Genomic DNA, 21,842 nt, shown 5'->3' with positions numbered 1-21,842 from the left:
GAAAAAACATGACCAATAACACCGCAGATGCCATTGTCGTTGGGGCTGGGCTGGCCGGGCTTGCGGCCGCGGCCGAGCTAGGCGACCGCGGAAAAAAGGTGATCATACTGGATCAGGAACCCGGTCATTTCCTCGGCGGTCAGGCATTCTGGAGCCTCGGTGGACTGTTCATGGTCGACACTCCAGAACAGCGCAGGATGGGCATCAGGGACAGCCACGAACTGGCCTTGCGTGACTGGCAGGGCAGCGCGCAGTTTGACCGCGAAGAAGACGCTTGGCCCCGCAAATGGGCCGAGGCCTATGTCGAATTCGCCGCCGGTGAAATGCGGCCCTGGCTGCACGATATGGGGCTGCGATGGTTTCCTGTGGTTGGATGGGCCGAACGTGGCGGTTCTTATGCCGATGGGCATGGCAATTCGGTACCTCGGTTCCACATCACATGGGGCACCGGCCCTGGTGTTCTGGAACATTTCATCCGTCGCGTGCGCGAACATGTCAGCACAGGCCTGATCCAGCTGAAGTTCCGCCACCAAGTCAGCCATATCATTATGCAAAACGGCTGTGCCAAAGGCGTCTCGGGAGAGGTCTTGGCTGAGGACGCAGCCGCGCATGGCGCCAAGACCAACCGAGAAGAGGTTGGGGAATTCGAGGTCTATGCTCCTTCGGTCATCGTCAGTTCGGGCGGTATTGGTGGCAATTTCGAAATGGTGCGCAAGAACTGGCCGCGCGACCGCCTGGGCGAACCACCCAAAGACATGATCGCGGGCGTGCCGTTCCACGTTGACGGCCGCATGATCCCCATCAGCGAAAAGGCCGGTGGACATGTGATCAACGGCGACCGGATGTGGCATTACACCGAGGGCGTCAAAAACTGGAACCCTATCTGGCCATCGCACGGAATTCGTATCCTGCCCGGCCCAAGCTCTATGTGGTTTGACGCGCGCGGCAATCGTCTGTTGCCCCCTTGTTTGCCGGGGTTCGACACGTTGGGCACGCTGAAAGAGATCCTAAAGACCGGTTATGAATACAGCTGGTTTGTACTGACGCAGAAAGTCATCAAAAAGGAATTTGCGCTCTCCGGGTCGGAACAGAACCCGGATTTCACCTCGGGCAGCTGGAAAGAGGTTATCCGTCAGCGCATTTTGTCAGGATCGCAAGCCACCGCGCCGGTCGAGGCCTTCAAACAACACGGGGAAGACTTCATCGTTGCCAACACTCTGACCGAACTGGTCAGCGGCATGAACCAATTGGGTGGCGATCTGATCAATGAGGCGCATTTGCGCGCCCAGATCGAAGCGCGGGACTCACAGGTCGACAACCCGTTTACCAAGGACGCGCAGATGGCGGCTATTCTGGCGGCCCGCAACTATCGGGGTGACAGGTTGATCCGCACCGCCAAACCACACAAGTTCCTTGATCCTGCCAATGGGCCGCTAATCGCGGTCAAACTTCACATGCTGACGCGCAAAACGCTGGGCGGTTTGCAGACCAACCTCGACAGTCAGATGATCGGTGCAAACGGTCAGGTCGTTCCCGGGCTGTTCGCCGCAGGAGAGGTCGCCGGTTTCGGCGGCGGCGGCTATCACGGATACAACGCGCTGGAAGGCACATTTCTGGGCGGCTGCATCTTTTCCGGGCGCAACGCAGGACGGTCGCGCGCTGTGGCCTGATTACTGCGTGCGTATGAATTTCAGAACCGGGTCGCCTGCGCTGTCCAGCAGCGCAAGGCTATTGCCTGCCACCGCATAAGTGGCCACGTTTTGCAGGGCGACAAAGAACTGATCCTCGACCTGCTCCATCTCGGGCGGGCAGGCCATCAAAGTGGCCGCAATATTGCCTGGAAACGTAAGCGAATTTCCGGAAATTTCGACCTGCCCTGTGAAACGGTTGCAACCGCCTGAGCCGCTAAAGGCACCGCCTTGCGCAAACTCAAGCTGCGGGGCGCGTTCGCTGTTCAGCACGGCCCCATCCACACCAATCGCCGTCCAGCTTGTGTTTTCCAGCCCCGCCGACGTGGGGCCGCCCGTCTTGACCAACAAAAGGTCGGCTGTATCCGGCGCACCATTGGTCAGGACCGGATACACCGTGTCGGTCGTAAACAGCAGTTGTGACCCACGATATATTGCCCCCCGCACCGCATAGGTCATCCCGTCACGGATCAGAGCATCATCATAGGTCAATTCAAACTCGGCAGGCACCCCGCTCAGCACGTAGCGCTGCGCAGCCAGCGTTACCGCTGGCGCATCCGCAAGCGATATATCCTGCAGCTCGATATATAGCGTCGCGTCTTCAGGCACGGCAATCCGTTCGCGGTAGGAGGCGGTACCGGTCACCGAACCAGCCGATACATCGCTGCCAATCAGCGCCACCATAATCGCACCCATTACGATCAACTGACCAAATTTTGGAAAAGGCATAATCCTGTCCTTTCGTCCAAGTTCTAGAGGAAAAGATTGTGTCTGGATCAGCCTTTACAAGACCGTCAGCGCAAAACCGGCGGGTTCGCGCCGGTGTCACAACGGCCAGATGATCGGAATAAGCAACGAAGCAAGCAGCCCGACCGTCAGGTTCAAGGGGATGCCAACCTTCATGAAATCGACAAACCGATATCCCCCCGGACCATAGACCATCATGTTGGTCTGATATCCGATTGGTGTCGCAAAGGATGCAGATGCCGCCAACATCACCGCAACTACCAGCGGCCTTGGGTCTACGCCGACGGCCTGCGCCAACCCGATTGCGATTGGCGTGACCACTACCGCAACGGCGTTGTTGGAGACGAGTTCGGTAAGCACCGAGGTCAAAACATAGATGGCCCAAACGATCAGGAACGGTGGCAGCGCACTAAGCCCAGGTGCGATTGCATCGACGATCAGGGAAACCGCCCCGGACTTATCAAGCGCGGCCCCGATGGCCAGCATCGAGAATATCAATGCCAGAAGTCGCCCTTCGATAAAGGAAAACGCCTCATCCGCGTCTATGCAGCGGGTGACCAGAACCAGAGCGACCGCAAGAATGGACAGCAGCAGAATTGGCGCCACACCTAAAGCAGCCAATACGACGATCCCGATAAGTGCGCCAATCGCCACCGGAGCGTGATTGCGGCGGAACGCCCGCGCCGAGGGCTGTGTCACGTCGACCATATCCATATCAGCGGCAAGCTTCTGGATATCGGCAGGCGATCCCTCCAACAGCAGAGTATCCCCGACTCGCACCACGAGGTCGTCTAGTTGACGACCGATATTCTGGTTCCGCCGATGTACCGCCAGAACGTAGACACCATAGCGGCGGCGCAGGCGCATCACGCCCAGCGTTCGCCCAACCATACGGCACCCCGGTGTGATCAGCACTTCGACCGTTTTGGTCTCGACCGCAGAAACCTGATCAACACGCTTTAACTCTTTGTTGCTTTGCAGGCTCAGCAACTCGGTCATCTCGGTCCGCAGAACCACGCGATCCCCAACTTCAAGCGTCACCCCTTTGAGGTTGCGCCGCAAAGACTCGTCCCCGCGGACCACGTCAATCAGGCGTACGCCGGGACGCTTGAACAGTTGCACTCCTGTCACTTCGCGCCCGATCAGGTTGCTGTCAGGCGGGATGACGGCCTCGGTGAAGAATTTCATCTTGGACCGGTCACTCAGAAGCGAGGCCATGCTATCGCGTTCAGGCAGCAGGCGCGGCGCAACAAAGCGCAAATAGATCATGCCGTAGATCACCACTGCGATGCCCAAGGGCGTGACTTCGAAAATCGTGAATGCAGCCAGACCCTGAGATCGCGCGACACCATCCACAAGCAGGTTGGTCGAGGTGCCGATCAGTGTCAGCGTCCCCCCCATGATGGCAGCATAGCTGAGCGGGATCAGCAGTTTCGAGGCCGGCACGTTCAACGTGCGGGCAATCTGTACAAAAACCGGGATCATCACGACGACCACGGGTGTGTTTGACACCACCGCCGAGGCCAGAACCACAAACCCCATCAGCATGGCAATCGCGATACGCGGGTTAACCTGCGCCTGTTTCTGCGCAGTTGCGGTAAAGGAATCCAATGCCCCGGTTCTGACCAGAGCCCCCATGACGATGAACATCGCCGCAATCGTCCATGGCGCAGGATTGGACAGAACTGCCAACGCACTTTGATAGGGCAGGATACCGGTCACCAGCATCAGGGCAACGCCCGCGATGGCGACAACCTCGGTCGGGTAAGCCTCGCGCAGGAACATGACAAACATGCCTGCGACAACCAATAGCGCCACGATCGCGCTGCCCGTTTCTGTCAGTTGAAGAAATTGCATTCGTGGTATTCAGTCCGAACCCTGGCCCAGCTTGCGCGCCCGTCGGGCAGTTTCCCGTATTGCGGGCAGCAGGGCAAGCCCAACGTCGCGCTATTGCGGCCCGGCTTGTTGCAAGCGACCCCCAACGCGCACCATTTGCACGGATTTTGCCTGACCATTGCGATCATCGGTTTTCACGAACACACCGCTTAGCGTTGCTTCGCCATTTGCAGGCGTAAACCGCGCCTTGGGCATGCCGGTGATGAACCGGCGCATCGGTTCCAGCTTTTCCATACCAATGACAGAATCGTAATCCCCGCACATCCCAGCATCAGTCAGATAGGCCGTTCCCCCCGGAAGGATCTGAGCATCTGCGGTCGGCACATGCGTATGCGTCCCGACCACCAGGCTGGCGCGCTTGTCGCAGTAATGCCCCATCGCCATCTTCTCGGATGTGGCTTCGCAATGCATGTCGACGATGATCGCCTGCGCCTGCCCACCGCGCGGGTGCGACTTCAGAATTGGCTCGATCGCCGAAAACGGATCATCGAAGGGCCGCTTCATAAAGACCTGCCCCAGCACCTGTACGACCAGAACCTTGCGCCCGCCAGGGGCGGTATAGAGACGATGCCCGCGCCCCGGAGCACCCTTGGCAAAGTTAACAGGGCGCACAATGCGCGGTTCGCTCTCGATGAATTGCAACATGTCCTTCTGGTCGAAAGCGTGGTCGCCCAGCGTCAGGCAATCCGCCCCTGCATCTAACAGCAGCTTGGCATGATCCCCGGTCAAACCCATTCCGTTCGAGGCGTTCTCACCATTGATCACCACGAAATCCAGCCGCCATTCGTCGCGCAGACGTGGCAGATGTTGCTGAACAGCCGCGCGTCCAGCGCGGCCCATAACGTCACCCAGAAAAAGTATCCTCATAGAAACCGTCTAAGTGTGGCAATTCGCAAGTACAAGCCGTTAAGCTGACCCAATGAACGGCAAAACTCTTTATTTAGGAGATTCTTTATGTTTCGGATCGGTCTGACCTTTGGTGTCTGTGCCACGCTTGCTGCCTGCTCGGAAGGGCAAGCAGTCAACTCAAACCCACAGCTGCCAAACCCCTCGGCCATCTATTGCATCGACAGCGGTGGGAGGTATGAAATTCGGGACGGAGAGAATGGCCAGACCGGCGTGTGCATATTGCCTGATGGCACCGAAAAAAATGCCTGGGAATATTTTCGCGCTAAAAACCAGGGCTGATACCTTCGTTAAAAGGTCAATACACGGCTTTCAGTTACTACCATATCAAGCGGCTGATCCGTCGGTTCCAGCGGCAGCCCGTCTGCTTCTTGCGCATCGAAGGCAAAACCGATGGCCAGAGTCGGGCGTTTCGCGCGCAGCCCTTCCAATGTCCGGTCATAGAACCCACCCCCATAACCCAGACGCCCTCCATTTGCATCGAATGCCACCAGTGGCACGATCAGAATTTCGGGATCGAAATAGTCATCGACCTCGGGCACTTTGGCGCCAAACGGGCCATCCTTCAGCCTGCCTTCGGGCGTCCAACGAGAGAATTTCAGCGGCTGCCCGGCCGCCTGAATAACCGGTACGCCCACCGGGCCATAAGCGGACGCCTCGGCCATGGCGGGCAGCGGGTCACTCTCGGTCCGGATGGGCATATAACCCGACAGGGGTACTCCGCGGTGCCCGGCCAGAATTTCAGACAGTCGCCCGGCGGCACCGGGCGGATTTGCATCAAACGCAGATTTGCGCCGGGCAAAGGCCGCCTTGCGCGCGGCAGCTTTGATTTCGGTCAGATCGGTCACAATAGCACCACGCTGGCAAGCCCAAGAAAGATAAAGAATCCCATGACATCCGTCGTTGTCGTCACAAAGGTCCCTGACGCCAGCGCCGGGTCAACACCCATCCGGTCTAGCACGACCGGTACTACCGTACCTGCAAAGCCTGCGATCACCATGTTCACGACCAGAGCGGAGCCAATCACGACACCCAACAACGGCGAGCCGAACCAATACATTCCCACCACGCCCAGAACGGTGGCAAAACACAGCCCGTTCAACATGCCCACCAGCAGTTCCCGTCGGATCACCCGCATCACGTTCGCACCTGTCAGGTCGCGCGTTGCCAGGGCTCGCACTGCGACGGTCAGCGATTGTGTCCCCGCATTGCCCCCCATCGAGGCCACAATCGGCATCAGAATGGCCAACGCCACCAACTGATCAATCGCCGCCTCGAACTGGGAAATCACCAGCGAGGCGCAGATCGAAGTACACAGGTTTACCGCCAACCATGGCAGGCGTCGCCTGCTGGTCGCGGCCACACTGTCGGACAGCGAGCTTTCGTTGCTGACACCGGCTAGGCGCAACATATCCTCTTCGTATTCCTCATCCAGCACCACCATCGCGTCATCAATGGTGATCACACCAACAAGCCGTCCGTCACCATCCACCACTGGGGCCGAGATCAGGTGGTACTGATTGAACGCATAGGCCACGTCCTCTTCATCCTGATCGACGGGAATGGTATAGAACTCTTCTTCGGCAATTTCGTGCAGAGGCACCTCGCGCCGGGTGGCCATGAGTTTGCCCAGTGTTACCTGTGCTGTTGGCTTCAGCCGCGGATCAACAAGAACCAAATGGTAGAATTGTTCTGGCAGTCCGTCATTGGCACGCATAAAGTCAATGGCCTGCCCAACTGTCCAATGCTCGGGCGCCATGACGACCTCGCGTTGCATAAGCCGTCCGGCCGAGTTTTCCGGGTAGGATAACGCCTGTTCGGCCGCGATCCGTTCGGAATCCTCCAGCGCACCCAGGATGGCTTCTTGCTGAGGCTCTTCAAGGTCTTCCAGCAGATCGACGACATCGTCGCTTTCCATGTCGCGTACGGCATCCGCCAGAACATCGGGACGCAGGACTTCAATAACTTCTTCCCTGACACCTTCGTCCAGTTCAGACAGAATATCGCCGTCGAACTCTTTGTCATACAGACGGATCAACCGGGCGCGGTCATAGGGGTTGATCTGTTCCAGAAGGTCGGCGATGTCGGCAGCATGCAGCGGGTCCATCAATTCGACCAGCTTGTCGCGGTCATCAACATCAACTGCATACAGAATGGATGCTACCGTTCGACGATCCAGCGCATAGGCGTCATCATCAGAAGTCGGTTCAGTTACGGGTTCGTTAATACCTGTTGTCATATCTGCCCCCGCTCTGTTCGCCCATTGGCCCCTAAATAGAAGAAGCAGCTACCGGAAAACAATGACAATGCGCCGATTTACCGACAACTTTCCTGCCCCTATGCTGTTTCGCAGTCCCAGACAGGCGGAGATGAATGAGTATGGCGCATAAAACGCTGCTGAAAGGGCGCGTCCTGAGTTTCACCGGCTCCCCGTTCGAGGGCGAACCGACCGAGGCTGTCAAAATCAGCGAAGCGGTTCTGATCGAAAACGGTCGGATTTCCAGCGTATCGGATGCCGACAGTCTGAACAATGCCCACCCCGAGGCAAAAGTCGTGGATCATGGTCAGCACGTGATCCTTGCAGGATTTGTTGATGCGCATGTGCATTATCCGCAGACCGCCATGATCGCCAGTTGGGGCAAACGCCTGATCGACTGGCTGAACACCTATACCTTCCCCGAAGAGATGAAATTCGGGGATGCAGCTTATGCCTCTGAGATTGCCAACCGGTATCTGGACCTGACAGCGGCACACGGCACCACCACGATGTGCAGCTATTGCACCATCCACTCCGAAAGCGTCGATGCCTTCTTTTCGGCGGCGCTGCAGCGCAACCAACGTGTGGTCGCGGGCAAAACCTGCATGGACCGCAACGCGCCTGATGGTCTGAGGGATACGGCGCAAACCGCCTATGACCAATCCCAAGCCTTGCTTGAGAAATGGCACGGTATTGATCGCCTGTCCTATGCCATAACGCCCCGCTTTTCCCCCACCTCGACGCCCGAACAGCTTGAGGCGATGGGCGCGCTTTGGGCCGAACATCCCCATTGCCTGATGCAAACCCACCTCAGCGAACAGACCGACGAAATCGCCTGGGTGCGCGAGCTGTTCCCCGAGGCACGCGATTATCTGGACACTTATGAGAAATTTGGCCTGCTGGGTCCCAACGGCCTCTATGGCCACGTCATCCACCTTGAGGCACGTGAACGCGACCGACTGCGTGAGGTCGACGCTGCTTTGATCCATTGTCCGACCTCTAACACCTTTATCGGGTCAGGCCTGTTCGACATGGCAGGGTTAATGCGCGACGGACACCGAGTTGGTCTGGCAACGGATACTGGTGGCGGTTCAAGTTTCTCGATGCTGCGCACGATGGCGTCGGCCTATGAGATCGGACAACTGCGCGGAACGCCGCTGCACGCCGCGCAACTGCTGTGGCTGGGCACCGTAGGGTCGGCCCGAACGCTGAGGCTGGATGACAGCATCGGCAATATCGCCCCGGGAATGGAGGCCGACCTGATCGTGCTCGATCTCGCCTCCACCCCGGCCATAGCTCAGCGCGAGGCCTGCGCCGATGACCTGTGGGAGGCCCTCTTTCCCACCATCATGATGGGCGATGACAGGGCGATTGCCGAGGTTTGGATCGCAGGTCAACCTGTCAGGACCTAGGATTGCAAGGCAAGGGCCAATCGGTTCTGCCGTTCAATCACCCGGGGCAGATCCAGCGTTGCGATCTGCCCGTCCCGCACGATCTGACGGCCTTCGACAAACAGGTGCTTTACCCTCGTCGGACCGGCAAGCAACAGGGCTGCCGGATCCCAACTGCCCGCGCTTTCAATACCGCGCGTATCCCAAATGGCTATATCGGCACGCTTACCGATAGCCAGACGGCCGCAATCAGGTCGGTTCAAGACATCCGCCCCGCCGCGCGTGGCAATCTCCAGCGCCTCGCGAGAGGACATGGCATCGGCACCGCTGGCGACGCGCTGCAACAACATGGCCTGCCGCGCCTCGAGGATCAGATTGCCGCTGTCATTACTGGCCGACCCATCGACGCCCAGACCCACAGGCACGCCGCGATCTCGCATCGACCGTACAGGGGCAATCCCCGAGCCCAACCGGCAGTTCGAACAGGGACAGTGCGCCACGCCAGTCCGGGACCGGGCAAATAGATCAATCTCTGCCCCGTCCAGTTTCACGCAATGGGCGTGCCAAACGTCTGACCCGGTCCATCCCAAATCCTCGGCATATTGACCAGGACGGCACCCGAATTGTTCCTGAGAATAGGCGATATCCTCGTCATTTTCGGCCAGATGGGTGTGCAGCATAACGCCTTTGTCACGGGCCAGAATGGCCGTGTCTCGCATCAAGTCACGACTGACAGAGAACGGTGAGCAAGGTGCCAGCCCGACCCGACACATTGCACCCTCTGACGGGTCATGAAAGGCGTCGACCACACGCATCATGTCTTCGAGAATAGCTGCTTCGGCTTCGACCAGTGAATCCGGCGGCAAGCCACCATCACTTTCACCAATACTCATGGCGCCGCGTGTTGGGTGGAACCGCAGGCCAACCTCGGCAGCCGCAGCAATAGTGTCATCCAGACGCGCACCGTTCGGATATAGATACAAGTGGTCGGAACTGAGCGTGCATCCCGTCAACGCCAGCTCGGCTAAACCGATCTGGGCGGATACGAACATCTCTTCGGGGCCAAATCGCGACCAGATCGGATAGAGCGTTTTCAGCCATCCGAACAAAAGCGCATCCTGCCCGCCAGGCACGGCGCGGGTCAGGGTCTGGTACAGATGGTGGTGCGTGTTCACGAGGCCGGGCGTCACCACACATCCGCTTGCATTATGGATCTCTGCGGTTGCCTGCAACCCGTGGCCGATCTGTTCGATCTGCCCATCTCGGATCAGAATATCCGCGCCAGAAAGCTCACGGCGCTGGTCATCCATGGTCAGGATCGTGTCTGCATTTTTGATGAGGATATCAGTCATCTTGCTCTCCTTGCATCGCCCGTTTCATGCATGGAGTGCAAAAGCTGGCGGAAAACGGGCACAAGAACCAGCCGGATTAAGGCTAATCGGCCTGCCAGTCCGCCGCAACAGTTTTTAGAATTTGCGCAGGATTTCCAGCGCCGCCGCGTGGATCTGCGGGTTTGCCGCCGCCAGAGCCCGACCGCCATTATGGGCGGGGCCGCCTTGCCAGTCTGTGACGATACCGCCAGCCGCATGAATCACGGCGATTGGCGCCTGAATGTCATAGGCGTTCAGACCTGCTTCGATCACCAAATCCACCTGACCCGCTGCAAGCAGAGCATAAGCATAGCAATCCATCCCATAGCGGGTCAGGCGTACGTGCTGTGACACAGCCTCAAACCCGGCACGATCTTCCGACGCGCCGACCTCGGGGAAGGTCGTGAACAGAATTGCCTGGTCCAGAGAAGGTGTTGAACGGGTCTTCAGGGACATATCGCCCGTAGGACCATGGCTTCGCGCGATATCCGCCGAGCCGATGAAGCGTTCCCCGATATACGGCTGGTCGATGATCCCCATGATTGGCCCGTCCTGCGTGCTAAGCGCAATCAGAACCCCCCATGTCGGTGTCCCGCTGATAAACCCTCGGGTGCCGTCGATCGGATCCAGAACCCAGGTTCGGCCACTTTGCCCCTCGTGCTGCCCATATTCCTCGCCAAAGATTCCATCTTGGGGCCGATGTCGGGCCAAAACCGCGCGCATAGCTTTTTCAGCTGCGCGGTCGGCGACAGTGACCGGATCAAATCCCTGATCCAGCTTATTCGAAGTCTCAAGATTAGACTGCCTGAAAAAAGGAAGAATGGCCGCACGCGCCGCGTCGGCCATTTCTTCAGCTACTTCAAGATCACTCAGCGACATCTTATCCATACGCTACCCGTGCGTTCCGTCAGGATCAGAGTCAACCCGCGAAATCAGGCAACATCACTCAGAACGCGCGCAAGCTCGAACAAGCGGCGACGCTGGTTTTCCGGTATGGCATAGTAAGAGCGGACGAGATCCAGGGCCTCTTTGTCGCCCATAAGGTCTGCAGGAACCGATTTCTTATCCGAGCTTCCTTTCTCGACCTCTTCCAGGCCTTCAAAGAAGAAACTGACGGGAACATCCAATGCCTCGGCAATGTCCCAAAGACGAGACGCGCTGATTCGATTGGCACCGGTTTCATATTTCTGGATTTGCTGAAACTTGATACCAACTTGCTGTGCCAACTGCTGTTGGGTCATGCCAATCAGCCAGCGGCGATGCCTGACGCGTTTGCCCACATGGACATCGACGTGATGGGTCATTGGTACTATCCTCCCTTACACACACAACTGAAACGGGTGCGCAACATGCTTTGTTACCGCAACATTAGCGAGCCCGACTTAACTACTCCCTAATTTGGAACATGCCCCCCAAATCAGCACCATAGCGCACTATTACGTTTTTTGGCGCTTTTTTCAAGAAGGTTGAATCTGATTCCACAAACAATGGTTTATAGTTGTGTTGTGAATACCGCGCACACGTTGATTCCGATCTGGAAACAATCACCTGATCAACACCGGATTAACGGGGTCTTCAGCAGGGTAACAGATTGACAAGACCACGACAGAACTGACCTATGCCCGAAAAGACGGAGCCAAATCATGCTGGCGTTTCATATCCAGACCAACGGGGCCAAGGCCCAGCTTTGCAATATCGACCCGCCAGAACCCGGCGACAACCAGGTCTGCATTCAAATCAAAGCCTGCGGTTTGAATTTTGCGGATCTCCTTATGCAGAAGGGGACGTATCAGGACACCCCGGTGGCGCCCTTTTCCTTGGGCATGGAAGTCGCAGGGATTGTTCGCGAAATTGGAAACAATGTACGCCACCTGAACCCGGGTGACCGCGTCGCTGTCTATTCCGGCCAGGGCGGCCTTGCTGAATTCGGAGTGTTCGAAGCCGATCGTGCAATCGCAATCCCTGACTCTATGAGCTTTGAAGACGCCGCCGCAATTCAGATCACATATGGCACCAGCCTTATTGCTTTGGATCATCGTGCGCGGCTCAGGCCCGGCGAAACCCTGCTGGTGACCGGTGCGGCAGGTGGCGTCGGCCTGACGGCGGTAGAGATCGGCAAGCTTATGGGCGCCACGGTTATTGCGCAGGCGCGCGGCAGTGAGAAACTCAAGGTGGCACAGAGGGCCGGGGCCGATCATCTGATCGACGCATCCGAAGATCTCCGCGCCCGTGTCCAGGCATTAGGAGGCGCGGATGTCGTATATGACGCGATCGGCGGCGATGTGTTTAAAGCCGCCTTTCGCGCAACCAACCCCGAAGGTCGCATCTTGCCCATTGGCTTTGCGGGCGGTGAGGTGCCGCAAATTCCGGCCAACCACCTACTGGTCAAGAACCTGACAGTCATCGGGCTCTACATCGGAGGCTACTTGAAGTTTCGACCTCAGATTGTGACGGACAGCTTTGAAACGCTGTTTCGCTGGCATAGCGAGGGCCGCATCAAACCGCATATCAGCCATGTTCTGCCCCTGTCCGAAGCCGAACGCGGACTGGCCATGCTGCGCGACAGGACGGCCACCGGGAAAGTCGTCATAACCCCCTAACGGATGATCAACCGACAACGGCTTTAAGCGGCACCCCCCCAAGCAAACGAAAGTTCTGGCGCACCAGCGTCGCCAACGCCTCAACCACGGCTCCGCGGCCAGTTTCGCCGCCATACAGATTTATCATATGCGCAGGAAGCTCGGGCAGGACGCCACCCGAATCGATCTGGGCAAGATGTGCGGCCTCTGTCCCTTCGAGCATGGCATGAACCGCCAAATCGGCGCTGACGGTTGCCTCGATAGTACGGTCATTTTCGGTTTCCACCGAAAGCTCCCAGGGAATTCCAGCCGCGTCCAGCGCAGCAATGACCTGCGGCCTGAACAGACACCGACGCCCAAGCGCTAGCGGAATGGGGCGTTTTCGCCAGGCAGACCCGCCCGGCGCACCAATCCAGCGCAAAGGAAGCTCGGCAATCGTCTCGGCCCCTTGCCCCACTGTCGCCTCGGTCGTTAGGATCAAATCGCAGTCTCCGCGCTTAAACATATCCTTCAGTTGCAGCGAATAGGAGGAGATAAGCTGCACACGGACGCGTGGGAAATCCGCGTTGAATCGCTGCAGCACCCGGGGGATCGCCGGATAGACGATATCATGCGGCACACCAAGAACGACCTCGCCCTCATAGGCCTGATCCGTCAGCTTGGACATCACCTCGTCATTCAACGAGATCATGCGTCTGGCATAGGCCAAAAGCTGTTCGCCCGACGCTGTCAGCGCGATGGTTCTGCCACTTCGGTCCAGCAGCTCCAGACCTAAAAGCTCCTCCAACCGCTTTAGCTGCATCGATACGGCAGATTGTGTCAGGTGCAGGAAACCGGCTGCCCGCGTCACGCCACCCTGATCGGCAACTGCCACAAAGGAGCGGAGAGTGGTGATGTCCAAATTTCGCATCTTCACGATTCCTTATGGATGTGTTCAATAATATTCATTTTCAAAATGTGTCACAGCCCTCCATATAAATCAAGGAAGTTGATGCAATAGGCACAACACATCAGCAAAACCGAAAGGACAAGGCTATGACGCAAATCACAGCTTCAACATATTGCAAACCACGGCAGCGCTTTAAGCTCACTTCTGTTCTGGATGCACTATCGCTACGGCGCCAACGCTGTCAGCTCGCCAGATTGGACGACCGCGCCCTTCTCGATATCGGTATTTCCCGTGAAGAGGCCGAAGCCGAAGCAAAACGCCGCATATGGGATGCTCCGGAATTCTGGCAAAAATGAACCTAATCCACTACTTTCACCACTGAATGGCGGCTGACACCTCGAAGCCGCCATTTTTGTTGCGTGTTTTAGCCTGTTTCCCGCGTTAAACCCTTGAAACACAGCCCGCACTTGCCGATATTTGCGAGGAGCGCGGCCTGACATCAGGACGCAAAAAGAATATGTGGAGGGAGACCTTTTAATGGCACAATTTGACACGATCCGGACGGCGACCGGTACGCGCGCTGCCCAGATTGACGAGGGCCTGCGCGCCCATATGAACAAAGTCTACGGCACAATGTCCGTGGGCATGCTGATTACATTTGCAGCGGCCTGGGCCATAGCTGGCCTAGCGACCACAACCGACCCTTCGGCGGCTGCGGCACAGCTGAGCTCTGACAAATATCTGACGTCGCTTGGGTATTCGCTGTTCGCCTCGCCGTTGCGCTGGGTCATCATGTTTGCCCCGCTGGCCTTTGTCTTTGGCTTCAGCGCCAGCATCAACCGCCTGTCGGCTGCAACGGCACAAACAGTGTTCTACCTGTTTGCCGCAGTCATGGGCGTTTCGATCAGCTGGATTTTCCTGGTCTTCACCGGCGAGTCGATCATTCAGGTTTTCCTGATCACCTCAATCGCTTTCGCGGGGCTTTCCCTGTACGGCTACACGACCAAGAAAGACCTGTCCGCAATGGGCACCTTCCTGATCATGGGTGTGATCGGGCTGATCGTTGCCTCGGTCGTGAACATCTTCCTGGCCTCGTCTGCAATGACGTTCGCGATTTCGGTTCTGGGTGTTCTGATCTTCGCCGGTCTGACCGCCTATGACACCCAGAAGATCAAAACCACCTACTTGCAGATGGCACATACCGGCGATCAGGAATGGCTGGGCAAAGCAGCCATCATGGGCGCGCTGAGCCTGTATCTGGACTTTATCAACATGTTCATGTTCCTGCTGCAGTTGTTTGGAAGCCGTGAATAGTCCGGACCACCAACCATTTTGAAAACGTCAAAGGCGGGCCGATTGGTCCGCCTTTGTTCTTTCTGGTTAGCGCACTGGCTTTAGGCTCGAATGCCGCAACAAAAAAGGCCTCTCATCCTGACGATGAGAGGCCCTTCAATTCCACAGTAATATGAATCTAGCTGCAGTTCAACTGAACAGCAAATCCGGAACTGCGCTTTTCTGAACCTTTGCGATAAACGTCGCCGACAGGCAAGCAGCCAGTGAATTGTTCAGCGCCAGTACCAAAGTTAGCACCAATCGTATTTGGAACCCTGGTGCGGCTATTTTCGGTACGCACGACGCCGAAAAGCGTTCCGTTCACTTCAACAGTGCTCAGGAACAGGTTTGTATCTGAGCCGGAAACGACTACTGCGCTGGTATCGCTGCGCGCGCCATTTTCTATTGCAACACGTGCAATTTTACCCGGATCGGTCTCGTCCGTTGAAACTCGGACCGGGGGCAGTTCTGCCAACTCTGCCGGAACATTGGTGGACTCTGGAACAAACGCCGCCGCACCCGGCACTTCGCTGATGCTCCGCGGCTCACCATCAATGCCCGTAAAGCCAACACCCTCGCGGTTATAGGGGTCTTCACAGGCTGCGAGAGCCAGAATAGTTGCTGTGGATAACAAGATTTTTTTCATGACGGCCAACATTTTGGAACGGTTAGCTCAAGCGTAGTTGCAATACATTCCAAAAAGCAACCCAGCGGGCAAACGAATGCCTCGGCTGCTGATGCTTCGCTGCAACGGCCTCCAAGCGCGCTCCGGCTGCCTTGACCCGATAGATTCAGGTATGAAACATCGTCGCGCAAACGAAAAAGGCCCTGTCGAAACAGGACCCTTGTCATTCTGTCCAAGCAGGACGGCAGATTACTTGATCTTGCCTTCCTTGTACTCGACATGCTTCCGAACGACCGGGTCGTATTTACGAACGGTCATTTTCTCGGTCATGGTGCGCGCGTTCTTTTTGGTCACATAGAAGTGGCCCGTGCCCGCGGTCGAGTTCAGACGGATCTTGATTGTCGTCGGCTTCGCCATGGTTATCTCCTGCGTCCGAAAAGGCAGGGGCCTTTCGGTTGAATTCCTATGAGCGTGCGCTTTTACCCGGTCATGCAGCCGAGTCAACCTGAATTCGGGTAGATCGGCGCAGATTTCATCAAAACACAAGATCGTCCCTGCACCCAGCTTATCGCAGACCTTAACGCGGCCATTTCGGCCACAAGGGATGCCAGCTCAGCAGCCACAGCAAGACCTGTATCAAAGGATGACTCCAGCCGTGACCCAGCTGCGGAACAACGCGATTCGTCTTAGCAATATTAACGCGCGGAGGGCCTGTAAGCCGGATCTTGTTCCAGGGTTGCCCCCTTCGATGACCATTCCTCTAGGCCGTGCATTGCTGCACGGCTCAAGCTGCCAACCCGGTCCCTCTCGGCCAAGACGCACTTAGCGGCGGTATCGGCGGACGCCGACCTGCCCGCGTGGGGACCCTATTTGGCATTGCTCCCGGTGGGGCTTGCCGTGCCACCCCTGTTGCCAGGGGCGCGGTGGGCTCTTACCCCACCGTTTCACCCTTACCATGCACGCATGGCGGTCTGATTTCTGTGGCGCTTTCCGTCGGGTCTCCCCGCCCGGGTGTTACCCGGCACCGTTGTCTTGTGGAGTCCGGACTTTCCTCTCGGGCTTACGCCCCAGCGGCCATCCGGCCCTCCGCGCGGAGACGTGGGTATGCGCAGTGTCAGGCCGCGTCAAGGGCCGATAGGGCGTTAAGGGGCAACCCGTTCTTGGCCTGCGGTCAATTCAGCCCCGAGATATTTTTTGGCCAGATGAAAAGCGGATCAGGTCCAGAGCGCCGCATGGCCGAGCGGGGTGAAATCCTCAGGTTCCAACGGGCCTTTGGCCCAAGGGCGGTATCTGAGACGCACGGTGGCAAGCAGCGTGTCGTCGTCCGTTTCGAGCGGAAAGCCCATCTGTTGCGCCAACGCACGGAACAGCGGCATCGAGGCCTCTTGCGGGCCGTCATCCTGGCCGCGTTGGCCAGCAAGATTGAGATGTTCGAGCCGTTGCCAGGGAAAGCGCGGGCCGGGGTCGACCTTGCGCCCCGGAGCCATGTCGGAATGGCCGATAACCCCGTCCGGTGCAATCGCCCATCGGGCCATGATACGGGCCAGAAGCCACTCAAGCGTGGTCATCTGAGGTTCGGGAAAAGGATAGGTGCCAAGGTTATCCAGCTCTATCCCAATCGAACGCGAATTGATATCGGTTCGCCCGCGCCACTCCCCTGCTCCGGCGTGCCAGGCCCGGTCCTCTTCGCGCACCATTTGCCAAAGCGTGCCATCGGAACCGATCAGGTAATGCGCAGAGACTTCGAAGGCCGGGTCACACAAGCGATCCAGCGCAGCCTGTGCACTGTCCATTGCGGTGTAGTGGAGAACCACCAAAGACGGCGTCAGCCCATCCCGGCGATCTCCGAAATTGGGGGATGGGTGCCAGATGGGCTGAGGATCAGTTGTTGACGGCACTGCGGAACGGGCTGGGATCCCAGCCGCAAGCATATCCGTCGCCATCAGGGTCAAGCCCCTTGCGGTCCTTCTGTGGACCGCCATTTGACAGGAACTCGATCTGCGCCTGGTCCGCCGATGGGAATTTCGCGCAATTCCGCTGTGCCTTGGCCTGCAGGTTGAACCCCGCACGGCTGTAAAGCTGGGCACCGACCGGATTGGATGTGCTCAGCGCGTATTGGACGATGTTTGGCTGACCATCCGCTCCGCGTTGCGGAACCGCGGTTGGGGAGACAACCTCATAGGTTTGGCTGTTCTGTTCGATTCGAGCAGCATCGGTTTCGATACTACGACGTTCAGAAACCGCAGCAAAATCCTGTTCGTCAGAGATGCCGCTGTTGCTGGCAGTCGGCACCGATGCTGAAGTGGCGGTCGCCTGCGTCGAGGTGCTTGCAAGCGCTGCAGCAGTGGCCGTGGCCAGGTCAGCGCCATCCGCGCCCGATGTGGACGAGCCCAAGGGTTGCTGCGAGACCTCATAGGGTTCCGGCAGAGGGCTTCCAGTGCCGCCCTGCCCTGCCAGCTCAGCTTCTCTTTGCGCCTGATAAGTCGGGGTGTTGAACCCTGTACCCTGAACCGGAGCCACCGTGTTACAGGCGGCCATCAACCCGATTGCGGGGATCAGAATCGAAAAGCGCATCCAGCTGCTCCGTTCTACGTTGTCTTGTTGATCAGAGGATTACCACCATTTCCCCGGCTTGGCCACAAAGCCCGCAGCGCTTTCCAGCGCATAGGCCGTGTTCAGCAAATCGCCTTCGTCCCATGGACGGCCAATCAGCTGCAGACCAAGCGGCAAACCCTGAGAATCAAGACCTGCAGGAACCGAAATACCTGGCAAACCAGCAAGGTTAACCGTCACGGTAAAGACGTCGTTCAGATACATCTGAACCGGATCCGCCTCGGTCATTTCACCCAGACCGAACGACGCCGAAGGCGTGGCCGGGGTCAGGATGGCGTCAACACCGGCGGCGAAAACGTCCTCGAAATCTTTCTTGATCAACGTGCGGACCTTGCGGGCGCGGTTGTAATAGGCGTCATAGAAACCTGCCGACAGAACATATGTCCCGACCATCACACGGCGCTGCACCTCGTGACCAAAGCCCTCGGCGCGGGTTTTCTCGTACATCTCTGTGATGCCGTCGCCCTGCCCCAACTGCGCGCGGCGGCCATAGCGGACACCATCATAGCGCGCCAGGTTCGAGGACGCCTCGGCAGGCGCAATCACGTAATAGGCGGGCAGCGCGTATTTGGTATGCGGCAGCGAGATGTCGACGATCTCGGCCCCTGCGTCTTTCAGCATCGCGGCGCCACCTGCCCAGAGTTTTTCGATCTCGGCGGGCATGCCGTCCATCCGGTATTCCTTGGGGATACCGATCTTCTTGCCCTTGATGTCGCCGGTCAGCATGGCCTCGAAATTCGGGACGGCCAGTTCGGCGCTGGTGGAATCCTTGGGGTCGTGACCGCACATGGTTTCCAGCATGATCGCCGCGTCGCGGACATTCTTGGTCATCGGCCCGGCCTGATCCAGCGAGGATGCAAAGGCCACGATGCCCCAGCGCGAACACCGGCCATAGGTTGGCTTGATGCCGGTAATGCCGACAAAGGCCGCAGGCTGACGGATCGAGCCACCGGTATCGGTCCCGGTTGCGGCCAGACACAGATCAGCCGACACGGCCGAGGCGGACCCGCCGGATGAGCCACCCGGTGTCAGCTGCGCGTCATCATTGCCACGGCGCCACGGGCTGACCGCATTGCCATAGACCGAAGTTTCGTTTGACGAGCCCATGGCGAATTCATCCATGTTCAGCTTGCCCAGCATCACGGCACCGGCGTCGGCCAGTTGCTGCGAAACGGTGGATTCATATTCCGGCTTGAAGCCTTCCAGAATCTTTGAGGCTGCCTGCGAGGGCACGCCCTTGGTGCAGAATAGATCCTTGATGCCGATTGGCAGACCACACATCGACGGCGCATCACCCGCTTTGATGCGCGCGTCCGCTGCCTTGGCACGTTCTATCGCGATCTCGGGGGTTTTATGAACAAAAGCGTTCAGCGCATCGGCTGCATCAATGGCGGTCAAGCAGGCTTCGGTCAGCTCGACCGAGGTGACATCACCGGCACGCAGCGCGTCGCGGGCCTCGGCCAGGCCCAGTTTGTTCAGTTCGCTCATGTCTTACTCCACCACTTTGGGGACTGCGAAGAAACCCTCGCGTGCGTCGGGGGCATTGGCCAGAACCTTGTCCTGCTGGTTGCCGTCGGTGACCACATCCTGGCGGCGCTTCAGGCGCATCGGTTCGACCGAAACCATCGGCTCGACACCGTCGACATCCACTTCATTCAACTGTTCGATGAACCCAAGAATGGTGTTGAACTCAGATGCCAGCGCAGGCAGCGCGTCATCCTCGACCTTGATCCGGGCCAGTTTGGCCACCTTTGCGGCGGTGCTTTGGTCAATCGACATCGGAAAACCTCATATGCGTCAGGGGGCATTTACCTGTCTGATGCCTCGGTCGCAAGGGTAGCAGGCGGTTGTTCTGCCCCTTCTATGCAAGGAGGTGGCTTAGCCATACAAAAATGCATAGCGCCTATGCACAAAAGTAAACCAATTAGTTCAGAATTCGCCTTGAAAAAGTGAACTGCGCCGTTCACTTCTTACAGCATGGCACAGCCACTAACTGGAGTAAGATGATGAAAACGCTCATGACCGCATTTGTGTTGGCCACTACTGTTCTTGCTACGCAAGCTCAGGCATTCGGACCCACCATGGGTTCGCTAACCCGCGACCTGTCTTTCCCCGATCAGGTTTCCGAACCAGTTACACAGGACAAAACGAAGCTGGGTAACTGACGCCACAACTTCGTCCGGGTCGGATCCCCCCTCTCCGACCCGGAATTTCGCATTTGACTGCTGCGTTTGATTTGCCGACTCGCTACGATGCGTCCGAACACACCGCCGGATTTCCGGCAAGGCCACGGAGCATAGAATGAGCGCGCGAAAACAGGCAGTCCTGGACGCAATCGACGCAGCCAACACCCAAGATCCAACCTTAGAGAACGGCCAACCCGCAGCGTTGCTTTACGGACAACGCATGAGCGCTGAACTGGCCAGGCTTTTTCCCGATGCATCGAACTCGCTTGAGATCGCCGCACGCGGGCAACATGTTGAACGCTGGAAGCTGGCCCGAAGTGAATATCCCGAAGGGCGCGCCGGGTATCTGGCTTGGCGCAAGGCGCAGGGCGAACACCATGCGCAAACCGTCATGACCTTGATGAAGCAGTGCGGATTTGAAGAAAACGAAATCCAAGACGCCGGACGCATGGTGCGCAAGCAGGGTATCAAACGTGACAACGAGGTGCAGGCGCTGGAAGATGTGGCCTGTTTTGTGTTCCTCAAATGGTATTTCGCTCCCTTCGCCGAAAAGCACTCGCAGGAAAAAATCCTCAGCATTGTCGAGAAAACCGCGCGTAAGATGTCATCCGATGCACGCACCAGGGTTCTTGCCGAATTTGACCTGCCCGCAGAACTGGCTGCTGCGTTTCAGGCCTGAGACGCAAGGCTTAGGTGCCTGCGGTAGACTTCGATCATCCAGCCCAACATCGTGGCGTTCAGGATGTGCCACAGAAAATGCGTACCGGTCGGGAACTGCGTGCAAATCGGTGCATCCAAAGCGCGAAAGGTAATCGACACGATCAGGATCACTGCGCCGGTCGCCAGCCCGCGGGCGGTATCAGGCCGGCGTTTCGACAACAGGATTGCGTAAATCAGGATCAATAGCGGCACCGGAGCATAGGCGGCCGATCCGCCCAGTCCCGGAATCAGTTGAAACACCGGAATCGTCAAAGCGGCATATGGCACAAACAGGGCCGCGCCGATCCCCGCGTAATGCGGCCGCAACTGCCAGACGTCGCGATTCATTGCAAAAATATAGGTCAGAATAAAAAACAGGATGGGTGCAGTATCCGCCAACGCGGACCAGACCTGTGCATGGGTGTGAAACAAATAACTGCCAATTCCGATGCCGACCAGGATAACCACAAGCATTTTTGCCAATGGCATCCCCGGCCCGCGCACCCGCCGCCACATAATGAAAGCCGCAATCAAAAAGGCGGCATTCGTAACCGCATTTATCGGCTCTGCCCAATAGGCAGGCGATAAACGCTCGCAATAGCTGTCAATTTCCCGAAACCAATCCATGAAATTTTACATACCCGATGCTAGTCTGCTGCCAACA

General features: G+C 57.8%; 24 protein-coding genes and 1 other RNA gene. 8 read left to right on the top strand and 17 right to left on the bottom strand.

The genetic code is table 11. The features are described from left to right. Window positions 1-8 precede the first annotated feature (8 nt). The gene (locus tag AC2FLB_RS04800) at window positions 9-1,670 is read left to right on the top strand and encodes an FAD-binding dehydrogenase (RefSeq protein WP_496690946.1); all 1,662 of its coding nucleotides are present in this window, start codon (window positions 9-11) and stop codon (window positions 1,668-1,670) included. On the opposite strand, the gene AC2FLB_RS04795 is transcribed toward AC2FLB_RS04800, so the two are convergent. The 3 genes from AC2FLB_RS04795 to AC2FLB_RS04785 all read right to left on the bottom strand — a co-directional run bounded on the left by AC2FLB_RS04795 (window position 1,671) and on the right by AC2FLB_RS04785 (window position 5,198). Then, a complete protein-coding gene (locus tag AC2FLB_RS04795) occupies window positions 1,671-2,417 on the bottom strand; it encodes a YbaY family lipoprotein (protein WP_496690947.1) in 747 nt (248 codons plus the stop codon). A 96-nt stretch (window positions 2,418-2,513) separates the two neighbouring features. After that, window positions 2,514-4,292: an SLC13 family permease gene (locus tag AC2FLB_RS04790; protein WP_496689672.1), complete on the bottom strand. Its 1,779-nt coding sequence runs from the start codon at window positions 4,290-4,292 to the stop codon at window positions 2,514-2,516. Between the two features lie 90 nt (window positions 4,293-4,382). Further along, a complete protein-coding gene (locus tag AC2FLB_RS04785; protein ID WP_496708745.1) occupies window positions 4,383-5,198 on the bottom strand; it encodes a TIGR00282 family metallophosphoesterase in 816 nt (271 codons plus the stop codon). A gap of 87 nt (window positions 5,199-5,285) precedes the next feature. Here AC2FLB_RS04785 and AC2FLB_RS04780 point away from each other — a divergent pair, with 87 nt between their 5' ends. Next, entirely contained in the window at window positions 5,286-5,519 is a 234-nt protein-coding gene (locus AC2FLB_RS04780) for a putative hemolysin (RefSeq protein ID WP_496689671.1), read from the top strand. 8 nt (window positions 5,520-5,527) lie between these two features. Here AC2FLB_RS04780 and AC2FLB_RS04775 read toward each other — a convergent pair whose 3' ends face one another. Beyond that, entirely contained in the window at window positions 5,528-6,085 is a 558-nt protein-coding gene (locus AC2FLB_RS04775) for a 5-formyltetrahydrofolate cyclo-ligase (protein WP_496708744.1), read from the bottom strand. Further along, window positions 6,082-7,476 carry a magnesium transporter gene (mgtE, locus tag AC2FLB_RS04770; protein ID WP_496708743.1) on the bottom strand — a complete coding sequence of 465 codons (1,395 nt, stop codon included), beginning with the start codon at window positions 7,474-7,476 and terminating at the stop codon, window positions 6,082-6,084. Before mgtE ends, AC2FLB_RS04775 begins: the two co-directional genes overlap by 4 nt. A gap of 140 nt (window positions 7,477-7,616) precedes the next feature. Between mgtE and guaD the strand changes: the two genes are divergently transcribed. Next, a complete protein-coding gene (gene guaD / locus AC2FLB_RS04765; protein WP_496708837.1) occupies window positions 7,617-8,906 on the top strand; it encodes a guanine deaminase in 1,290 nt (429 codons plus the stop codon). Here the strand turns inward: guaD and AC2FLB_RS04760 are convergent. The 3 genes from AC2FLB_RS04760 to AC2FLB_RS04750 form a co-directional block, all read right to left on the bottom strand. Beyond that, window positions 8,903-10,237, bottom strand: a complete 1,335-nt coding sequence (locus AC2FLB_RS04760; RefSeq protein ID WP_496690949.1) for an 8-oxoguanine deaminase — start codon at window positions 10,235-10,237, stop codon at window positions 8,903-8,905. The genes guaD and AC2FLB_RS04760 overlap by 4 nt on opposite strands. A gap of 114 nt (window positions 10,238-10,351) precedes the next feature. Then, window positions 10,352-11,143: a histidinol-phosphatase gene (gene hisN / locus AC2FLB_RS04755; protein ID WP_496690950.1), complete on the bottom strand. Its 792-nt coding sequence runs from the start codon at window positions 11,141-11,143 to the stop codon at window positions 10,352-10,354. A 44-nt stretch (window positions 11,144-11,187) separates the two neighbouring features. Beyond that, a complete protein-coding gene (locus AC2FLB_RS04750) occupies window positions 11,188-11,559 on the bottom strand; it encodes a helix-turn-helix domain-containing protein (protein ID WP_142636749.1) in 372 nt (123 codons plus the stop codon). Between the two features lie 339 nt (window positions 11,560-11,898). Here AC2FLB_RS04750 and AC2FLB_RS04745 point away from each other — a divergent pair, with 339 nt between their 5' ends. After that, on the top strand, window positions 11,899-12,855 hold the full coding sequence (locus AC2FLB_RS04745) for an NADPH:quinone oxidoreductase family protein (protein WP_496708742.1): 957 nt from the start codon (window positions 11,899-11,901) through the stop codon (window positions 12,853-12,855). A 7-nt stretch (window positions 12,856-12,862) separates the two neighbouring features. Here the strand turns inward: AC2FLB_RS04745 and AC2FLB_RS04740 are convergent, their stop codons facing one another. Continuing rightward, window positions 12,863-13,744 (bottom strand): LysR family transcriptional regulator, encoded by an 882-nt coding sequence (locus tag AC2FLB_RS04740; protein ID WP_142636745.1) that lies wholly within the window; start codon window positions 13,742-13,744, stop codon window positions 12,863-12,865. Between the two features lie 125 nt (window positions 13,745-13,869). On the opposite strand from AC2FLB_RS04740, the gene AC2FLB_RS04735 reads away from it, so the two are divergent. Further along, a complete protein-coding gene (locus tag AC2FLB_RS04735) occupies window positions 13,870-14,079 on the top strand; it encodes a DUF1127 domain-containing protein (RefSeq protein ID WP_496690952.1) in 210 nt (69 codons plus the stop codon). 181 nt (window positions 14,080-14,260) lie between these two features. Then, complete coding sequence (locus tag AC2FLB_RS04730; RefSeq protein WP_496690953.1) at window positions 14,261-15,037, top strand: Bax inhibitor-1/YccA family protein; 777 nt, start codon at window positions 14,261-14,263, stop codon at window positions 15,035-15,037. Window positions 15,038-15,194: 157 nt separating this feature from the next. Here the strand turns inward: AC2FLB_RS04730 and AC2FLB_RS04725 are convergent, their stop codons facing one another. The 7 genes from AC2FLB_RS04725 to gatC all read right to left on the bottom strand — a co-directional run bounded on the left by AC2FLB_RS04725 (window position 15,195) and on the right by gatC (window position 20,072). Beyond that, window positions 15,195-15,713: a hypothetical protein gene (locus AC2FLB_RS04725; protein WP_142636739.1), complete on the bottom strand. Its 519-nt coding sequence runs from the start codon at window positions 15,711-15,713 to the stop codon at window positions 15,195-15,197. Between the two features lie 216 nt (window positions 15,714-15,929). Next, on the bottom strand, window positions 15,930-16,097 hold the full coding sequence (rpmG, locus tag AC2FLB_RS04720) for a 50S ribosomal protein L33 (protein WP_007799108.1): 168 nt from the start codon (window positions 16,095-16,097) through the stop codon (window positions 15,930-15,932). Between the two features lie 281 nt (window positions 16,098-16,378). Then, an RNA gene (rnpB, locus tag AC2FLB_RS04715) (RNase P RNA component class A) lies at window positions 16,379-16,770 on the bottom strand. 124 nt (window positions 16,771-16,894) lie between these two features. Then, window positions 16,895-17,611, bottom strand: a complete 717-nt coding sequence (locus AC2FLB_RS04710) for an N-acetylmuramoyl-L-alanine amidase (RefSeq protein ID WP_496708836.1) — start codon at window positions 17,609-17,611, stop codon at window positions 16,895-16,897. Next, complete coding sequence (locus AC2FLB_RS04705; RefSeq protein ID WP_496690954.1) at window positions 17,562-18,254, bottom strand: hypothetical protein; 693 nt, start codon at window positions 18,252-18,254, stop codon at window positions 17,562-17,564. The genes AC2FLB_RS04710 and AC2FLB_RS04705 overlap by 50 nt, the downstream gene beginning before the upstream one ends. A gap of 39 nt (window positions 18,255-18,293) precedes the next feature. Continuing rightward, the gene (gatA, locus tag AC2FLB_RS04700) at window positions 18,294-19,781 is read right to left on the bottom strand and encodes an Asp-tRNA(Asn)/Glu-tRNA(Gln) amidotransferase subunit GatA (protein WP_496708741.1); all 1,488 of its coding nucleotides are present in this window, start codon (window positions 19,779-19,781) and stop codon (window positions 18,294-18,296) included. Window positions 19,782-19,784: 3 nt separating this feature from the next. After that, a complete protein-coding gene (gene gatC, locus AC2FLB_RS04695) occupies window positions 19,785-20,072 on the bottom strand; it encodes an Asp-tRNA(Asn)/Glu-tRNA(Gln) amidotransferase subunit GatC (RefSeq protein ID WP_142636734.1) in 288 nt (95 codons plus the stop codon). Between the two features lie 227 nt (window positions 20,073-20,299). Here gatC and AC2FLB_RS04690 point away from each other — a divergent pair, with 227 nt between their 5' ends. Together AC2FLB_RS04690 and AC2FLB_RS04685 are read left to right on the top strand one after the other, a co-directional pair. Next, entirely contained in the window at window positions 20,300-20,458 is a 159-nt protein-coding gene (locus AC2FLB_RS04690) for a hypothetical protein (protein WP_185956681.1), read from the top strand. A gap of 136 nt (window positions 20,459-20,594) precedes the next feature. Continuing rightward, entirely contained in the window at window positions 20,595-21,158 is a 564-nt protein-coding gene (locus AC2FLB_RS04685; RefSeq protein WP_496694766.1) for a DUF4202 domain-containing protein, read from the top strand. On the opposite strand, the gene AC2FLB_RS04680 is transcribed toward AC2FLB_RS04685, so the two are convergent. Continuing rightward, window positions 21,149-21,805 carry a ceramidase domain-containing protein gene (locus tag AC2FLB_RS04680; RefSeq protein ID WP_496708740.1) on the bottom strand — a complete coding sequence of 219 codons (657 nt, stop codon included), beginning with the start codon at window positions 21,803-21,805 and terminating at the stop codon, window positions 21,149-21,151. The two genes, AC2FLB_RS04685 and AC2FLB_RS04680, sit on opposite strands and share 10 nt — an antisense overlap. Window positions 21,806-21,842 lie beyond the last annotated feature (37 nt).

Source organism: Ruegeria sp. CDSA236 (assembly GCF_059611285.1).
The sequence above is the reverse complement of the archived record's forward strand: the minus strand, read 5'-3'. Positions and strand labels throughout refer to the sequence as shown.

Bases quoted from the DNA above. Each gene is read 5' to 3' on its own strand.
- AC2FLB_RS04745 (WP_496708742.1), top strand. From the start codon at position 11,899: ATGCTGGCGTTTCATATCCAGACCAACGGGGCCAAGGCCCAGCTTTGC.
- hisN (WP_496690950.1), bottom strand. From the start codon at position 11,143: ATGGATAAGATGTCGCTGAGTGATCTTGAAGTAGCTGAAGAAATGGCC.
- mgtE (WP_496708743.1), bottom strand. From the start codon at position 7,476: ATGACAACAGGTATTAACGAACCCGTAACTGAACCGACTTCTGATGAT.
- AC2FLB_RS04780 (WP_496689671.1), top strand. From the start codon at position 5,286: ATGTTTCGGATCGGTCTGACCTTTGGTGTCTGTGCCACGCTTGCTGCC.
- rpmG (WP_007799108.1), bottom strand. From the start codon at position 16,097: ATGGCGAAGCCGACGACAATCAAGATCCGTCTGAACTCGACCGCGGGC.
- AC2FLB_RS04790 (WP_496689672.1), bottom strand. From the start codon at position 4,292: ATGCAATTTCTTCAACTGACAGAAACGGGCAGCGCGATCGTGGCGCTA.
- AC2FLB_RS04705 (WP_496690954.1), bottom strand. From the start codon at position 18,254: ATGCGCTTTTCGATTCTGATCCCCGCAATCGGGTTGATGGCCGCCTGT.
- AC2FLB_RS04740 (WP_142636745.1), bottom strand. From the start codon at position 13,744: ATGCGAAATTTGGACATCACCACTCTCCGCTCCTTTGTGGCAGTTGCC.
- AC2FLB_RS04690 (WP_185956681.1), top strand. From the start codon at position 20,300: ATGAAAACGCTCATGACCGCATTTGTGTTGGCCACTACTGTTCTTGCT.
- AC2FLB_RS04735 (WP_496690952.1), top strand. From the start codon at position 13,870: ATGACGCAAATCACAGCTTCAACATATTGCAAACCACGGCAGCGCTTT.
- guaD (WP_496708837.1), top strand. From the start codon at position 7,617: ATGGCGCATAAAACGCTGCTGAAAGGGCGCGTCCTGAGTTTCACCGGC.
- AC2FLB_RS04710 (WP_496708836.1), bottom strand. From the start codon at position 17,611: ATGCTTGCGGCTGGGATCCCAGCCCGTTCCGCAGTGCCGTCAACAACT.
- AC2FLB_RS04785 (WP_496708745.1), bottom strand. From the start codon at position 5,198: ATGAGGATACTTTTTCTGGGTGACGTTATGGGCCGCGCTGGACGCGCG.
- AC2FLB_RS04680 (WP_496708740.1), bottom strand. From the start codon at position 21,805: ATGGATTGGTTTCGGGAAATTGACAGCTATTGCGAGCGTTTATCGCCT.
- gatA (WP_496708741.1), bottom strand. From the start codon at position 19,781: ATGAGCGAACTGAACAAACTGGGCCTGGCCGAGGCCCGCGACGCGCTG.
- AC2FLB_RS04760 (WP_496690949.1), bottom strand. From the start codon at position 10,237: ATGACTGATATCCTCATCAAAAATGCAGACACGATCCTGACCATGGAT.
- AC2FLB_RS04750 (WP_142636749.1), bottom strand. From the start codon at position 11,559: ATGACCCATCACGTCGATGTCCATGTGGGCAAACGCGTCAGGCATCGC.
- gatC (WP_142636734.1), bottom strand. From the start codon at position 20,072: ATGTCGATTGACCAAAGCACCGCCGCAAAGGTGGCCAAACTGGCCCGG.
- AC2FLB_RS04685 (WP_496694766.1), top strand. From the start codon at position 20,595: ATGAGCGCGCGAAAACAGGCAGTCCTGGACGCAATCGACGCAGCCAAC.
- AC2FLB_RS04730 (WP_496690953.1), top strand. From the start codon at position 14,261: ATGGCACAATTTGACACGATCCGGACGGCGACCGGTACGCGCGCTGCC.
- AC2FLB_RS04795 (WP_496690947.1), bottom strand. From the start codon at position 2,417: ATGCCTTTTCCAAAATTTGGTCAGTTGATCGTAATGGGTGCGATTATG.
- AC2FLB_RS04725 (WP_142636739.1), bottom strand. From the start codon at position 15,713: ATGTTGGCCGTCATGAAAAAAATCTTGTTATCCACAGCAACTATTCTG.
- AC2FLB_RS04800 (WP_496690946.1), top strand. From the start codon at position 9: ATGACCAATAACACCGCAGATGCCATTGTCGTTGGGGCTGGGCTGGCC.